We start from the raw sequence: 14796 nt of genomic DNA, 5'->3' as shown, positions 1-14796 counted from the left end.
ACGGTAGGCGGCGCCGCTCAGCACTCACTCAGCAGACACTTTGCGTCCTCGCGCACCGGGCGCCGTGCGCCGCGGGACGTCCGGTCCACGGCTGTCGCCGAGGCCGGCGAAGAGGGCGCCGGCCCGGGCCTCGGCCGCCCGCGCGGCCTCGTCCTCGCCCTCCTGCCGCAGCAGCCGTGCCAGCATGACGGCGACCCATCCGGCGGCGGAGCGCGAGCCCGCGACCCGCTCCAGATCCAGTGCCCGGACCAGCAGGGCACGGGCCCGCGCCGGGTCACCGGCGGCCCGGGCGACGAGCCCGAGGTGCAGCAGGCCGTTGGTGATGCCGGGGACGTCGTCGGTCTCCTCGAAGCCGGCCAGGACCCGGGCGAGGGCCGTCCGCGCGCCGCCATTGTCGCCGGCGGCCAGCCGGAGCAGGCCCAGGCAGCCGAGCGTGATGCCCTCCTCCCGGCGGTCGCCGAGCCGGCGCCGCAGCGACAGCGCCGCGTCCAGGCACTCGCGCGCCCGGCCGAGGTCGCCCCGGCCGCGGTGGACGTTGCCGAGGACGTTGAGCGCCAGGGACTCGCCGTGCGGGTCGTCGAGCGTCCGGAACCGGTCGACGGCGCGTTCGCCCGCATCGACGGCGGCACCGGTGTCGCCGTCGAGACGGCTCGCCCAGGCGAGGTTCGCCAGCGCGTAGCCCACGGCCCGGGACGGGCCGACCGTACGGCCGGCCAGCACCGTCTCCTCGAAGAACAGCGACACCTGCCCCACCCCGTCCACCTCGGCCGTGTATCCCGGTGTCATGACCGGGAGGAACGGTCCGGTCCCAGCGGCGACGTCGTCGAGCAGCCGCAGCGTCTCCCGGCAGGCCGCACACGCCACCCGGCCGTCGCCGCGGCCGGCGGCCCGGACGCCGTCGAGGTGGGCCGCGGCGGCGAGCACCGAGGGCTCGCCCGCCTCCCGGCCCAGGCCGCGCGCCAGGTCGAGGGCGGCGCCGGCGCTGTCCCAGGCACCGCGCATCCAGAGCAGGACCGCCTGCTGGAAGTGCGCGTGGGCCAGTGCCGCCGGGTCGGCCCGCCGCCGGTGGACGCCGACGATCTGCCCGGCGATGTCCCGCAGCGGGGAGCCGTCGCCGAGGCGGATCGCCAGCACGGCCCGCGCCATCAGCGCCCGCGCCCGCTCCGGGGAGGGCTCCGGCGCGGCGGCCAGGGTGTCGTCCAGCCAGCGCCGGCCCTCGGCGAGACGGCCCCGCTCGGGCCAGAACGAACGCAGGGCGACGGCCAGCCGCAGCGCCCGGTCCGGCTCGTGGCACAGCAGTGAGCGCCAGGCGGCCCGCAGATTGCCGTAGTCGGCCTCCAGTTCCAGGGATGCCGCCCCCGAGACCCCGGTGGGCGGTTCGCGGTCGCGGGCCTCGGCGAGCCCCAGGTAGAAACGCCGGTGCGCGGCCTCGACGGCGGCCGTCTCCCCGGCGGCCCGCAGGCGGTCCGCCGCGTACTGCCGGATCGTCTCCAGCAGCCGGTAGCGGACCTCGTCCGGCTTCGGCTCCGCCACCACCAGTGACTTGTCGGCCAGCCTGCCGATCAGGTCCAGCACCGGCGCGCCGGGCGCGCCGTCCGCGCAGATCTCCTCCGCCGCGGCGAGGGAGAACCCGCCCGCGAACACCGCCAGGCGGCGCAGCAGCCGCCGTTCCCCGTCGTCCAGCAGCCGGTGGCTCCACTCCAGCGTGGCCAGCAGCGTCTCCTGGCGCGTGGCGCCGCGCCGGCTGCCCCGGCCGAGCAGCGTCAGGGCGTCGTCGAGGCGTTCGGCGATCTGCCCCGGGGCCAGCACGGGCACCCGGGCCGCCGCCAGCTCCAGGGCCAGCGGCATGCCGTCGAGCCGGAAGCAGATCCGCGCCACGGCGGCCGCGTTGCGGTCGGTCAGTTCGAACCCGGGGGCCGCGTCCGCGGCCCGCTCCACGAACAGCCGTACGGAGGCGAAGCGGCCCAGTTCCGCGACGGACGGCAGGCGGCACGGGTCCGGCAGGCCCAGCGAGGGCACCCGGAAGGTGCGTTCGCCGTAGGAGCGCAGCGCCTCGCGGCTGGTCGCGAGGACGGACACGCCCGGGCAGTGGGCGATGAGCTGCGAGGCCAGGGCCGCGCACGCGTCGACCAGGTGCTCGCAGTTGTCCAGCACCAGCAGCGTCTCCCGGTCGCCGAGCTGCGCGACCAGCGCGTCCCGGGAAGCGCCGGACGGCGGCAGGCGCACTCCCATCGCCGCGGCGACCGTCTCGGGCACGAGGTCCGGTTCGGTCAGCCCGGCGAGGTCCACGAACCACGCCCCGTCCCGGAAGGAGCCGCCCCGGCGGGCCGCCACGGCGAGCGCGAGCCGGGTCTTGCCGCAGCCGCCGGTCCCGGTGAGGGTGAGCAGCCTGTTCCGCCCGAGCAGCTCCGCCACCTCGGTCATCTCGCGTTCCCTGCCGATCAGGTCAGTGGCCGGCTCCGGCAGCGCGTGCCGCCGTGGGCGCGGCGCCTCCGTCCGTGCCTCGACCGAGTCCGCCAGCAGCGTGCGGTACAGGCGGCGCGTCCGCGGGTCCGGGTCGGTGCCGGTGTCGCGCCCCAGTGCCTCCCGCAGACGCTCGTAGACGCCCAGCGCCTCCCGGCGGCGTCCGGCGCCGGCCAGGACCCGCATCAGCGCCCGGTGGCCCGGCTCGTTCAGGGGGTCCCCGGCGACCAGCGCCTCCAGCACCTCGGTGGCCTCGGCCAGGCGGTGCTCCCGCTCCAGCGCCTCGCCCAGCCCCAGCCGCAGGGCGGTGCACCGCCGGTCCAGGGCCTCGGCCGCCGCGCTCGCCCACGGCTCGTACCGGTCCTCCGGCAACAGGCCGGCCCCGGCCAGGGCGAGCGCGGCACGGTAGTCCGGTGTCCCGCCGCCGTCCACGGCCCGCCGGGCCGCCGCGTCGAACGCGTCGAGGTCGGTCGACACCACGGTGCCGCCGCCGAGCAGCACCATGTCGTCGCGGAGCACGACGACATCGGCCGGTGCGCCCGCGGCGGCCAGCGCGCGCCGCGCGGCGTGCAGCACCTGGTGCAGGTTGTTGGCCGCGGCCACGGCGTCGAGATCCGGCCAGAGAAGGTCGCAGAGCCGTTCGCGGTGCATCCGGCGGCCCGGCGCCAGGCAGAGCAGCTTCAGCACGGTCCGGGCCTTGCGCAGCCGCCACGCCCCGGCGGCGACCGGGCGGTCCCCGACCGCGACGGCGAACCCGCCGAGGAGCCGGATGCGTACCTCGTCGCCCATGGCTGCCCTCACGAGCAGGTTACGCCCTGCGATCACCCGGGGCCCGTGCGGGCGCCGGGGCGGCCCGACCCGCCCGGCCGGCGCTCACCTGCCGGGCGCCCCCGCGCGCAGGCCGTCCATGACGAGGTCCAGCAGACGGGTCGCGCGCGGCTGCCAGTCCTCCTGCGGGGAGAGTCCCCACAGGCCGGCGATGGCGAGGAGGAAGTCGTCCGCCGTGACGCCGGGACGGATCGTGCCGGCCTCCTCACCGGCGCGCAGCAGCAGGTCGGCCGCCGCGGCGACCGGCGTGGGGGAGGGCTTCGCCGGGCCGCCCGGGGCGCCGGTGACCTGCCGTATCGCGTCGGCCAGGCCGGCCTTGGCCATGGCGAACGTGGCCAGCCGGTCCATCCACGCGCGCAGCGCCTGGTCGGGGGCCCGGGTGTCGAGCAGCCGCCGCGCGCTGTCGGCGACCTGCTGCATCTCGTGGCGGTAGATCTCGAGGACCAGGGCCTCGCGGTTGGGGAAGTTGCGGTAGAACGTGCCCTGCCCGACGCCGGCCTTCCTGGCTATCGCGCTCAGCGGGGCGTCGGCACAGCGGGTCAGCTCGACGAGTGCCACTTCCAGGATGCGTTCCCGGTTGCGCTGCGCGTCCGAGCGCAGGGGTGCCTCCTTCTTCTGCGGCACGTGTCCTCCTCGGGCGTTCGTGGCCGAACCTCGCCCTTGCTAACCGGACAGCTGTCCGTTACGTTTCCAGGGATAGCGGACAGTCGTCCGGTTGCGCCCACGATAGCCGCGGGTGCGGCCCCGCGGCAGTCGGCGGTACCGCATTTCGGCCCAGCACACCGCGCAATCGGTCCCCGTGCGGTCCCGGCCCGTACCACGCACGCCCCGCACCATCCGGCACTCCGGTCGCCGGACCACCCCATGTCTGCCCTGGCAACGCGAAAGAAGCTGCTCATGGCCCTATCGACGTCCAGTGTCATCACCTTGAAGATCAACGGCGAGAAGCACACACTGCCCGTCGACCACCGCACCACCCTGCTCGACGCCCTGCGCGAGCGCCTCGATCTGACCGGCACCAAGAAGGGCTGCGACCAGGGCCAGTGCGGCGCCTGCACCGTCCTGCTGGACGGCCGCCGCGGCGTCGCCTGCCTGCAGCTGGCCGTGGCGGCCGAGGGCCGCGAGATCACCACCGTCGAAGGACTGGCCGACGGGGAGCGGCTGCACCCCGTGCAGCAGGCCTTCCTCGACCTGGACGGCTTCCAGTGCGGCTACTGCACCCCGGGCCAGATCTGCTCGGCGATCGGGGCGATCGAGGAGCATGCGGCGGGCTGGCCGAGCGCCGTCACCGACGACGTCAGGCCCGAGGCCGGACCGCCGCCGCTGAGCGCCGACGAGATCCGGGAGCGGATGAGCGGCAACCTGTGCCGGTGCGGCGCGTACAACTCGATCGTCCAGGCGGTGGCCCGGGCGGCCGGGGCCGCTTCGGGCACGGACCCCGTGCCCGGGGCGTCCGTCCACGGCGTGACCGACAGCAAGGAGACCGTGGCATGAGGGAGTTCGGCTATCAGCGGGCGTCCGACGTCGCCGGTGCCGTCGCGCTGCTCGGCGCCGATCCGGACACCCGCTTCCTCGGCGGCGGCACCAACCTCGTCGACCTGATGAAGACCGGCGTCGAACGCCCGGCCCGGCTCGTCGACATCCGCGAACTCCCGCTCGGCGAGATCGAGTCGACAGCGGACGGCGGCCTGCGCATCGGCGCCACCGTCACCAACGGCGACCTGGCCGCCCACCCCGAGGTCCGGCGCCGCTACCCGGCCCTGGCCCAGGCGGTGCTGGCCGGGGCGTCCGGGCAGCTGCGCAACATGGCCACCGTCGGCGGCAACCTGCTGCAGCGCACCCGCTGCGGCTACTTCACCGACGTGACCAAGCCGTGCAACAAGCGGCTCCCCGGCAGCGGCTGCCCCGCCGTCACGGGCGACCACCACAACCACGCGATCCTCGGCGCGAGCGAGAACTGCGTGGCCGTACACCCCTCCGACATGGCCGTCGCCCTCACCGCCTTCGACGCCGTCGTGCACTACGAGACCGCCGACGGACCGGGCGAGTCGCCGCTCGGCGAGTTCTACCTGCCCGTCGGCGACACCCCGCACCGCGAGACCGCCCTGCCGCCGGGCGCCCTGATCACCGGCGTCACCCTGCCGCCCGCACCCGTGGCCGCCCACTCCCGCTACCGCAAGGTGCGCGAGCGCGCCTCCTACGCGTTCGCCATCGGCTCGGTCGCCGCCGCGCTCGACGTCCGTGACGGCGTCGTCCACGACGTGCGCCTGGCCCTCGGCGCCGTCGCCTCCCGCCCCTGGCGGGCCGGCGCGGCCGAGCGCGTCCTGGCCGGCGCCCCGGCCACCACGGACAGCTGGACTGCGGCGGCCGACGCCGAACTGGCCGCGGCACGACCGCTCCCGCACAACGGATACAAGGTGACCCTCATGCGCAACCTCATGGTGGCCGAGCTGACCCGACTCGCCGAGGAGGCCGCCCGATGACCACCGTCGCCACCGGAACAGCCGCACCTACGTCGGCCGTCGGCACCGCGCACACCCGTGTGGAAGGCCGCGACAAGGTCACCGGGGCCGCCCGCTACGCGGGAGAGATCCCCTTCGAGAACCTCGCGCACGGCTGGCTGGCGCTGTCCACCGTCGCCCGCGGCCGCATCCGCGCCCTGGAGACCGACACCGTCCTCGGCATGCCGGGCGTCCTCGCCGTCCTGGACCATCGCAACGCCCCGCGCGTCACCACCGACTACACCGGCCTGCTGGGCACGCCGCCCGACCCGACCTGCGCCGTCTTCCAGCACGACCGGGTGCCGCACCTGGGCTGGCCGGTGGCCCTGGTCGTCGCCGAGACCTCCGAACAGGCCCGCGAGGCCGCCGAGGCGCTCGTGGTGCACTACGACCAGGAGCCGCACGACGTCGGTTTCAAGGGCGACCACCCGGACGCCTACCCGCTGGACAGCCACGGGCCGGCGGTGACGGGGAAGGGCGACCTCGACGCCGAACTGGCCGCCTCCGCCCACGTGGTGGACCGGGAGTTCACCACCCCCGAAGAACACCACAGCATGATGGAACCCCACGCGGCGACCGCCCGCTGGGAAGACGGCCGGCTGGAGGTGATCGACTCCAACCAGGGCGCCACCTGGGTCGTCGGTGAACTGGCCAACCTCTTCTCGCTCGACCCGGCCTCGGTGCGCGTGCGCTCCGAGCACGTCGGCGGCGGCTTCGGCAGCAAGGGCGTGCGCGCCCACCAGGTGGCCGCCGTGATGGCCGCGACCACCCTCCAGCGGCCCGTGCGCGTGGTGCTGACCCGCCGTCAGATGTTCTCGCTGGCCGGCTACCGCAGCCCCACCACCCAGCGGGTCAGGCTCGGCGCCGACGCCGACGGACGGCTGCGCGCGCTGGAACACCGCTCGCTCAGCATGACCTCCACCGTGCACGAGTTCATCGAGTCGAGCGCCGGGGTGGCGAGGGTGATGTACGACGCCGACGCCCACCACACCGCCAACCGCGTCGTACGGCTCGACGTCCCCACCCCCACCTGGATGCGCGCCCCCGGTGAGGCACCGGGCTCGTTCGCGCTGGAGGCGGCGCTCGACGAACTCGCCGAGGAGTGCGGGATCGACCCGGTCGAGCTGCGCCTGCGCAACGAACCCGCCAAGGGCCCCGTCTCCGGTCTGCCGTTCGCCGGCCGCAACCTGCCCGCCTGCCTCCGCGAGGGCGCCCGCAGGTTCGGCTGGGCGGACCGCGACCCGCGCCCCGGCGTGCGCCGCGACGGCCGCTGGCTGCTCGGCACCGGCATGGCGGCGGCGTCCTTCGGTGCGGGCGCCGCGCCGTCCACGGCCACCGCGACCGCGCACCCGGACGGCACCTTCACCGTCCGGATCGCCGCCGCCGACATCGGCACCGGGGCCCGTACCGCACTCACCCTCGTCGCCGCGGACGCGCTCGGCGTCCGCCCGGAGCGCGTCCAGGTCCGCATCGGCGACAGCGACTTCGGACCGGCGATGATCGCGGGCGGCTCCATGGGCACCCGGTCCTGGTCCTGGGCGATCACGGCCGCGGCCGGTGAACTGCGCGAACGGCTCGCCCTAGGCAGCGACATCCCACCGGAGGGCATCACCGTACGGTCGGACACCACCGCCGCGATCGGCGCCCTCGCCCCCGCCGAACGGCACTCCTACGGCGCACAGTTCGCCGAGGTGGCCGTCGACGTCACCACCGGCGAGGTCCGGGTGCGGCGCATGCTCGGCATCTTCGCGGCGGGCCGCATCGTCAACCCGCTCACCGCACGCGGCCAGTTCCTGGGCGGCATGATCTGGGGCATCTCCATGGCCCTGCACGAGGAGGCCGTCCGGGACCGCGCCACCGGCGGCCACGTCGGCGCCGACCTCGCCGGCTACCACGTGGCCACCCACGCCGACGTACCGCACATCGAGGCCGACTGGATCGACGACACCGACCCCGGCGACCCGGTGGGGATCAAGGGCATCGGCGAGATCGGCATAGTGGGCGCCGCGGCGGCCGTCGCCAACGCGGTCTGGCACGCGACCGGCGTACGCCACCGCGATCTGCCCATCCGGCCCGACCGCGTCCTGGCGGCGTCCCAGGACGCCACGTCGTCCGGGGGAGCGGCGGATGCTTGACCTGGCCGGCGAGCTGAACGGCTGGATCGAGGAGGGCCGGGACTTCGCCGTCGCCACCGTCGTGTCCGTGGGCGGCAGTGCGCCGCGCGGTCCCGGCGCCGCCCTCGCCGTCGACAGCGCGGGCACCGTCGTCGGCTCGGTGTCCGGCGGCTGCGTGGAAGGCGCGGTCTACGACCTGTGCCTGCAGGCGCTGCGGACCGGGCAGCCCGTGCTGGAGAGCTTCGGCTACAGCGACGCGGACGCCTTCGCCGTCGGACTGACCTGCGGCGGCACGATCGACGTGCTGATCACGCCGGTGGACGGGCGGGCGCCCGCCCGTCCGGTCGTCGCGGCGGCCCTGGCGGCCGCCGCCCGGGGCGGGCCGGCTGCCCTCGTCCGCGTCGCCCGCGGTCCCGCCGAACTCCTCGGCCGGGTCCTGCTGGTGGACGGCGACGGCGCGCACGAGGGTGGCCTGGGCGGCAACGCGGAACTGGACCGGACGGCGGCGGCCGAGGCCCGCGCCCTGCTGGACGCGGGCCGCACCGGCACGGTGGACCTGTCGGAGGACGGCTCCCGCTGCCCCGGCGGCCTCACCCTGCTGGTCGAGTCGCACACGCCGCCCCCGCGCATGATCGTCTTCGGCGCGGTCGACTTCGCCGCAGCGCTGACGCGGGCGGGCAGGTTCCTCGGCTACCACGTCACCGTGTGCGACGCCCGGCCCGTCTTCGCCACCCGGGCCCGCTTCCCCGACGCCGACGAGGTCGTCGTCGACTGGCCGCACCGCTACCTGCGGCGCACCGGGACCGACGCCCGCACCGTGCTGTGCGTGCTCACCCACGACGCCAAGTTCGACGTGCCACTGCTGAAGGCGGCCCTGGGCATGCCCGTGGCGTTCGTCGGCGCCATGGGCTCACGCCGCACCCACGAGGACCGCACCCGGCGGCTGCGGGAGGAGGGCGTGAGCGAGCCGGAACTGGCCCGGCTGCGCTCCCCGATCGGCCTGGACCTCGGCGCCCGGACCCCGGAGGAGACCGCCCTGTCGATCGCGGCGGAGATCGTCGCCGCCCGGCGGGGCGGCACGGGCGTTCCCCTGACGGGCTCCAGCGCGCCGATCCACCGCGACCGGGAACACACCGGGGCGTCGGCCGCCTGAGCGACGGCGACGCCCCCTCCGTACGGGGGCGCCCCGTCACTCACGCGTGGAGGCAGAGCACGAAGTCGGAGTGAGCCCTCCAGGTGCCGTCTGCGTCGAGTTCGCCGAGCCCGTCCCGGATCCGGCGCAGGTGCGCCGGGGTCAGCTCGAGCGGTGGCTCGTCGGGCTGGTAGGTGGTGCGCACCGGGTAGTCCACTCCCGGCTCGGTGGTCATCTCGATGTGGCAGCCGAGCACATGGGTGACCGGGCGGTGGCCGGCGAACTCGATCAGGCGGTCGATGCTGCGGGTGAAGGCGGCGAGGTCCTCGATGTAGAGCCGCCCGGGGTAGACGGTGTCACCGGTGAGCAGGAGACCGGTGGCCGGGTCGTAGTAGGTGACGGCCGCCTCGTGGTGACCCGGTGTGGCCAGGCACTCCAGGACACGGCCGCCGAGGTCGACACGGGCGACGGCGTCCGGATCGGCGTCGAACCCGAAGTACCGCCAGGCGGCGGCGAGGTCGGCTCCCACCACCGTGGTGCCGGGGCGGTCCGCGAACTGCCCGTCGCCCGCCGTGTGGTCGCCGTGCCCGTGGGTGTGCAGCACGAGCAGTCCGTAGTCCTCGCGGGGACGCCGGGCTAGCCGGTCGGCGAGGAGTTCGTCGACGACCCGGCGCAACGGGAAGAAGCCGGCGGACCCGGTGGCGCCGGTGTCGATCAGAACGGCCCGCTCGTCGCCGCACAGCAGGAACACGAAGGGCGCCTCGTAGTGGACCGCCATGTTCTGCCGGAGGACGAAGGTGTGCTCGTCGTAGGCGTGGACCTGGATGTCCGGGTCGGTGTTGTGCTTGGCCGACGGCGATCCGTGGATCCACTTGGCGGGCAGCGGGCGCGGCACCGGAGGGGTGGGGGAGAAGTCCGTCAGGTGGCTGCCGGTGTCCACGATGCCTCCGCGCGTGCGTCGTCCCGGCGGCCCGGGCACGGCGCACATCTCGTCCGGGGCAGGCGCGTTCGCGCCTGCCGGCGGGACGCTACCACGGTGCCTGGCGGGCGGGGGCGGGCGTCCGGGACGGCTCGTCGGCCGGCAGCCACACGGCGAGCGCCGCGATGTCGTCCCGCAGGCGGTCGCGGCTGTGGTGCAGCAGGTCGTGGTGCAGCCTCTCCAGGAGTTCGTGGGGCGGCGGGCGGCCCCACGAACGCATCCGCTGGAGCAGCGGGTAGAACTCGCCGGCGGGGTCCCGGGTCTCCGTGACACCGTCCGTGTACAGCAGGAGCAGGTCACCGGGCCGGAAGGCGTATTCGTCGACGTGGTACGGGTCGTCGACGAGCATGCCCAGGTTCAGCGGCGGCCCCGGCCGCCCCCGGTCCAGTTCGAGCACCTCACCGGGCCTTACGAGCAGCGGAGGAGGGTGACCGCAGTTGACGACACGGACACGCCCCCCGTCGGCGGGGATCTCCGCGAACACCGCGGTGACGAACCGTTCCCCCGTCTCGTTCCCGCCGAGCTGATCGGACCTGCGGCTCATGCTCCGCTCCATCCGCCGCGCCAGGGCCGCGAGATCGGGCTCGTCGTGCGCCGCCTCGCGGAACGCGCCGAGCAGTGCGGCGGCGGTCTCCACCGCGAGCAGGCCCTTGCCCCGGACGTCACCGATGAGCAGCCGCACCCCGTGGGCCGTCCGCACGGCCTCGTACAGGTCGCCGCCGATGCGGGCCTCGGCCGCGGCGGACAGATAGAGGCTGCCCAGCACCAGGTTCCCGATACGCCGGGGAACCGGTCTGAGCAGGACGCGCTGCGCCGTCTCGGCCACGTACCGCAGATCCGCGAGCGTGCGCTCACGACGGGTGCGGTGCGCGGCCACGATCGTGCCGAGCGCGCCCACCAGAGCGGTGCACACGTAGGCGGCCACGTAGTGCCGGTCCCACAGGTAGGCGACGGGCCGCCCGGCGCAGCACGGCGTACCGGCGAGCACCCCCTCGAAGAGGACGGCGAAGACCGTGGCGCAGGCGACGGCCACGGGCCCGTGGGCGAAGGCGGTCACCAGCGGCAGTGCCACCAGGACGAAGCTCACCGGCCAGTCCACGGGCGTCACGGGCTCGATCACCAGGAGCGCCGCGACGTACAGGACCGGGAGCCAGCGCATCCACGCCGGGGGCGCCGACAGCCGGATCCCCGTCGCCGTACCGGCTTCGGGTCCGCCGCGGGTGTGCCCGTGTCTCACCCGCCGCTCCCAGGCCCGGACACCGCGGGACCCGGCGGAGCGGTGTGCGGGGCGTGTCGTGCGGGAGCGCGGCATGCCCGACGGTTCGGCTTACGCGGCCTTCGCACACCGGACTCCTGTCACACGACGCCAACCCGGGGCTCCAGCCTGCTGCGCCGGAACGCGGGACACCGTGATTGCTCCACCCGGCGGCATGTTCGCCCAGCCGCCGCCTGGGCCGTGTCCGCAAAGTCGCGCCTGCGCCGCGTCGCCCGCCCTGCGGGCGGACGACGCGACTTCGCGGACACGTCCTGGCCGCGCACAGGACGACCGCGCCACCCCCGAGGCCGGTGTCGGGCGAACGCCCCGGGCCTCGGACGGCGGCACGGTCATGTCCCTCCTGTCCCCCCTGAGACAGTCATCAGCCCAGCACGATGACCACGACGCCGGTGTTGAGCACGCCGGGGCGGAAGAAGTCGCCTCGGTCGCAGTAGCCGCCGAAGCCCCATCGATCGAAGCAGCGGCCGTGGTTGGTGAGGGTGCTCGCCGGGGTGGCCGCCGAGGCCGTCCCCGCTGTGCCGACGACGGCGCCACCGGCCATGAGGACGCCGATCGCGGATGCGGCGAGGAGACGCCTGGTTCGTACTGCTTTCATGGGCCTACCTTCCTTCCACCTCTCGGGGGTTCCGGGGTTCCGGGACGAGGGGGATGGCCGTGGCCGCACTGGGGAAGGTGCGGCGCGACCACGGACGGTGCCGCGTGGGGGAGACGGGAAGCACGTCTGCGTGGCGTCACCGTCGGTCCCGCCGGGGGCTCGCCGTCCGCCTCGGCGGACGTACCCCCCGAAACGCGGCCCTCATCACACGCTAGCCGCCCGTCGACCGCCCAGCATCTCGGGCACCGGGGCACCGGGGCACCGGCCGCGGGGTGCCGCCGCGCATGTCACACCGGGGCGGGCCGCGACGTCCTGTGTGCAGTCATCGGGCAACAGCGAAGGAGCCACCCATGAATGCCGGCGACAGGGCCGCGCTCGACCGCCTCCACGACGCCGTGAGCACCGGCGACCCCGAGGCCGTCGCGAAGACCATCGACGAGGTCGTCGACCCGGAGGTGCTGTTCCACGCCCCGGTACCGATGGGCGGGACGGGCGTGCAGGCGCTCAAGCAGGTGTGGACGGTGCTGCTGCACGCGTTCCCCGACCTGCGCGTCACGGTCCAGGACGTGATCGCCGAGGGTGACCGGGTCGTCTCCAGGAACACCGTCACCGGGACCCACCTCGGCGAGTACCGGGGCATCGCGCCGACGGGCGCGTCCGTCACCTACGACGAGATCTTCGTCTTCCGCCTCGCCGGCGGCCGGATCGCCGAGATCTGGGGCGTCGTCGACGTCCACGCGCAGTTGCGGCAGCTCGGGGTGGTACCCGGCGCACCCGCGTGACCGCGGCACGGCGTACGTCCCCCACCGCCGGGGACGTACGCTGTGCCGGTGCCGTCCTCCCCGCTCCACCGCGTCGCCGTCGTCGTGCTCGAAGGGGCGAAACCGCTCGATGTCGGCATCCCGGCCCAGGTGTTCACGACGCGTGCGAGCATGCCGTACGAGGTCAGGGTGTGCGGTGCGGCCCCAGGACCGGTGACCGGCGGCGACGGTCTGTCGTACCACGTCGCCCACGGCCTCGAAGCGCTCGCCTGGGCCGACATCGTCTTCATCCCCGGCTACCGGTTCCCCGACCGCGACGACCCGCCGCGCGCCGTCGTCGACGCGCTGATCGCCGCCCACACCCGGGGCGCCCGGCTCGCGGCCATCTCGACCGGCGCCTTCGCGCTCGCCGCGACGGGACTGCTGGACGGCAGACGGGCCACGACGCACTGGCACTACACCCGCGCCTTCGCCGCCAGGCATCCGCGCGTCAGGCTCGACGAGAACGTGCTCTTCGTCGACGAGGGCAGCGTACTGACGTCGGCCGGCGCCGCCTCCGGCCTCGACCTCTGCCTGCACATCCTGCGCCGCGATCTCGGCGTGGCCGCGTCCAACCACGCCGCCCGCCGCCTTGTCGCGGCCCCCTATCGCAGCGGCGGCCAGGCCCAGTACGTGCCGCGCAGCGTGCCCGAACCGCTCGGCGAGCGGTTCGCCGCCACCCGCGAGTGGGCCCTGCGACGGCTCGGCGAGCCCCTCGGCCTGCAGACACTGGCCGAGCACGCGGCGGTCTCGCCCCGCACCTTCTCGCGGCGCTTCGCCGAGGACACCGGATACACACCGATGCAATGGGTCATGCGGGCGCGCATCGACCGGGCCCGGGAACTGCTGGAACGCTCCGAACGCAGCATCGAGCAGATAGCGGGCGACGTCGGTCTCGGCACCGGCGCGAACCTGCGCGCGCACTTCCAGCGCATCCTCGGCACCACACCGAGCGAGTACCGGCGAACCTTCACCCGGGGCGAGTAGCCGCCTGGCGCGATCCTTGCGAACCGTGGCGCCCACGCCACTGCTGCCCGCCGGTCGGGCGCGCCAAGCTGATCACGGACGAAGGGACACCACACATGACTCGCATCGCCGTCAACGGATTCGGCCGCATCGGACGCAACGTGCTGCGCGCCCTGCTCGAACGCACCACCGATCTCGAGGTCGTCGCCGTGAACGACCTCACGGAGCCCGCCACCCTCGCCCGGCTGCTCGCCTACGACACGACGGCCGGCCGGCTGGGACGTCCGGTGACCGCCGAGGGCGACACCCTCGTCGTCGACGGCCGCCGCATCCGGGTCCTCGCCGAACGCGAACCGGCACGGCTGCCCTGGGCCGAACTCGGCGTCGACATCGTGCTCGAGGCGACCGGCCGCTTCACCTCGGCCAAGGCCGCCCGCGCCCACCTGGACGCGGGCGCGCGGAAGGTGCTCGTCAGCGCGCCGTCGGACGGCGCCGACGTCACCCTCGCCTACGGGGTCAACACCGACGCCTACGACCGCGACCTGCACACGATCGTCTCCAACGCCTCCTGCACGACCAACGCGCTCGCGCCCCTGGCCTCGGTGCTCGACGACCTCGCCGGCATCGAGCACGGCTTCATGACGACGGTGCACGCGTACACCCAGGAGCAGAACCTCCAGGACGGGCCGCACCGCGACGCCCGCCGGGCCCGCGCCGCCGCCGTCAACATCGTGCCGACCACGACCGGAGCGGCGAAGGCCATCGGTCTGGTGCTGCCGAACCTCGACGGCAGGCTGTCGGGCGACTCCATCCGCGTACCGGTGCCGGTCGGCTCGATCGTCGAACTGAACACGACCGTCGCCCGCGACGTGACGCGCGACGAGGTGCTCGCGGCCTACCGCGACGCCGCAGCGGGGCCGCTGGCCGGAATCCTCGAGTACTCGGACGACGCGCTGGTGTCGTCCGACATCACGGGCAACCCGGCCTCGTCGATCTTCGACTCGGCCCTCACCCGCGTCGACGGCCGTCACATCAAGGTGGTCGCCTGGTACGACAACGAGTGGGGCTTCTCGAACCGCGTGGTGGACACCCTGGGCCTCCTCGCCGCAGGCTGAGGAGCACCCGGACGGGCGACCTTCCGC

Annotated in this window: 12 protein-coding genes; 7 read left to right on the top strand and 5 right to left on the bottom strand. The window is 74.8% G+C overall.

Annotated elements, in window-relative coordinates; genetic code table 11:
• Window positions 1-24 precede the first annotated feature (24 nt).
• The gene (locus tag IE177_RS26845) at window positions 25-3252 is read right to left on the bottom strand and encodes an AfsR/SARP family transcriptional regulator (protein WP_190018019.1); all 3228 of its coding nucleotides are present in this window, start codon (window positions 3250-3252) and stop codon (window positions 25-27) included.
• Window positions 3253-3336: 84 nt separating this feature from the next.
• Complete coding sequence (locus tag IE177_RS26840; protein WP_190018018.1) at window positions 3337-3915, bottom strand: TetR/AcrR family transcriptional regulator; 579 nt, start codon at window positions 3913-3915, stop codon at window positions 3337-3339.
• A 273-nt stretch (window positions 3916-4188) separates the two neighbouring features.
• On the opposite strand from IE177_RS26840, the gene IE177_RS26835 reads away from it, so the two are divergent.
• From IE177_RS26835 to IE177_RS26820, 4 genes are read left to right on the top strand one after another with little or no spacing between them, the layout of a single operon-like run.
• On the top strand, window positions 4189-4785 hold the full coding sequence (locus IE177_RS26835) for a (2Fe-2S)-binding protein (RefSeq protein ID WP_190018017.1): 597 nt from the start codon (window positions 4189-4191) through the stop codon (window positions 4783-4785).
• The gene (locus IE177_RS26830; RefSeq protein ID WP_190018016.1) at window positions 4782-5774 is read left to right on the top strand and encodes an FAD binding domain-containing protein; all 993 of its coding nucleotides are present in this window, start codon (window positions 4782-4784) and stop codon (window positions 5772-5774) included. Before IE177_RS26835 ends, IE177_RS26830 begins: the two co-directional genes overlap by 4 nt.
• Window positions 5771-7927 (top strand): xanthine dehydrogenase family protein molybdopterin-binding subunit, encoded by a 2157-nt coding sequence (locus IE177_RS26825; protein ID WP_190018015.1) that lies wholly within the window; start codon window positions 5771-5773, stop codon window positions 7925-7927. Before IE177_RS26830 ends, IE177_RS26825 begins: the two co-directional genes overlap by 4 nt.
• Window positions 7920-9059 (top strand): XdhC family protein, encoded by a 1140-nt coding sequence (locus IE177_RS26820; protein WP_190018014.1) that lies wholly within the window; start codon window positions 7920-7922, stop codon window positions 9057-9059. The genes IE177_RS26825 and IE177_RS26820 overlap by 8 nt, the downstream gene beginning before the upstream one ends.
• Before the next feature lie 40 nt (window positions 9060-9099).
• On the opposite strand, the gene IE177_RS26815 is transcribed toward IE177_RS26820, so the two are convergent.
• The 3 genes from IE177_RS26815 to IE177_RS26805 all read right to left on the bottom strand — a co-directional run bounded on the left by IE177_RS26815 (window position 9100) and on the right by IE177_RS26805 (window position 11888).
• Complete coding sequence (locus tag IE177_RS26815) at window positions 9100-9978, bottom strand: MBL fold metallo-hydrolase (protein WP_229816285.1); 879 nt, start codon at window positions 9976-9978, stop codon at window positions 9100-9102.
• Between the two features lie 88 nt (window positions 9979-10066).
• On the bottom strand, window positions 10067-11176 hold the full coding sequence (locus IE177_RS26810) for a PP2C family protein-serine/threonine phosphatase (RefSeq protein WP_190018157.1): 1110 nt from the start codon (window positions 11174-11176) through the stop codon (window positions 10067-10069).
• Between the two features lie 478 nt (window positions 11177-11654).
• Window positions 11655-11888: a hypothetical protein gene (locus tag IE177_RS26805; protein ID WP_190018171.1), complete on the bottom strand. Its 234-nt coding sequence runs from the start codon at window positions 11886-11888 to the stop codon at window positions 11655-11657.
• Window positions 11889-12238: 350 nt separating this feature from the next.
• Between IE177_RS26805 and IE177_RS26800 the strand changes: the two genes are divergently transcribed.
• The 3 genes from IE177_RS26800 (at window position 12239) to gap (ending at window position 14769) form a co-directional block, all read left to right on the top strand.
• The gene (locus IE177_RS26800) at window positions 12239-12670 is read left to right on the top strand and encodes an ester cyclase (RefSeq protein WP_190018012.1); all 432 of its coding nucleotides are present in this window, start codon (window positions 12239-12241) and stop codon (window positions 12668-12670) included.
• A 48-nt stretch (window positions 12671-12718) separates the two neighbouring features.
• Window positions 12719-13675: a GlxA family transcriptional regulator gene (locus IE177_RS26795; RefSeq protein WP_190018011.1), complete on the top strand. Its 957-nt coding sequence runs from the start codon at window positions 12719-12721 to the stop codon at window positions 13673-13675.
• 95 nt (window positions 13676-13770) lie between these two features.
• Window positions 13771-14769 carry a type I glyceraldehyde-3-phosphate dehydrogenase gene (gene gap, locus IE177_RS26790; RefSeq protein ID WP_190018010.1) on the top strand — a complete coding sequence of 333 codons (999 nt, stop codon included), beginning with the start codon at window positions 13771-13773 and terminating at the stop codon, window positions 14767-14769.
• The last annotated feature ends 27 nt before the right edge of the window (window positions 14770-14796 follow it).

This window comes from Streptomyces lucensis JCM 4490, from assembly GCF_014650035.1.
GTDB lineage: Bacteria > Actinomycetota > Actinomycetes > Streptomycetales > Streptomycetaceae > Streptomyces > Streptomyces lucensis.
The sequence above is the reverse complement of the archived record's forward strand: the minus strand, read 5'-3'. Positions and strand labels throughout refer to the sequence as shown.

Excerpts from the sequence above, each read along its gene's own strand:
- IE177_RS26845 (WP_190018019.1), bottom strand. The coding sequence starts at position 3,252 with ATGGGCGACGAGGTACGCATCCGGCTCCTCGGCGGGTTCGCCGTCGCG.
- IE177_RS26835 (WP_190018017.1), top strand. The coding sequence starts at position 4,189 with ATGGCCCTATCGACGTCCAGTGTCATCACCTTGAAGATCAACGGCGAG.
- IE177_RS26830 (WP_190018016.1), top strand. The coding sequence starts at position 4,782 with ATGAGGGAGTTCGGCTATCAGCGGGCGTCCGACGTCGCCGGTGCCGTC.
- IE177_RS26825 (WP_190018015.1), top strand. The coding sequence starts at position 5,771 with ATGACCACCGTCGCCACCGGAACAGCCGCACCTACGTCGGCCGTCGGC.
- IE177_RS26820 (WP_190018014.1), top strand. The coding sequence starts at position 7,920 with ATGCTTGACCTGGCCGGCGAGCTGAACGGCTGGATCGAGGAGGGCCGG.
- IE177_RS26810 (WP_190018157.1), bottom strand. The coding sequence starts at position 11,176 with ATGCGCTGGCTCCCGGTCCTGTACGTCGCGGCGCTCCTGGTGATCGAG.
- IE177_RS26805 (WP_190018171.1), bottom strand. The coding sequence starts at position 11,888 with ATGAAAGCAGTACGAACCAGGCGTCTCCTCGCCGCATCCGCGATCGGC.
- IE177_RS26800 (WP_190018012.1), top strand. The coding sequence starts at position 12,239 with ATGAATGCCGGCGACAGGGCCGCGCTCGACCGCCTCCACGACGCCGTG.
- gap (WP_190018010.1), top strand. The coding sequence starts at position 13,771 with ATGACTCGCATCGCCGTCAACGGATTCGGCCGCATCGGACGCAACGTG.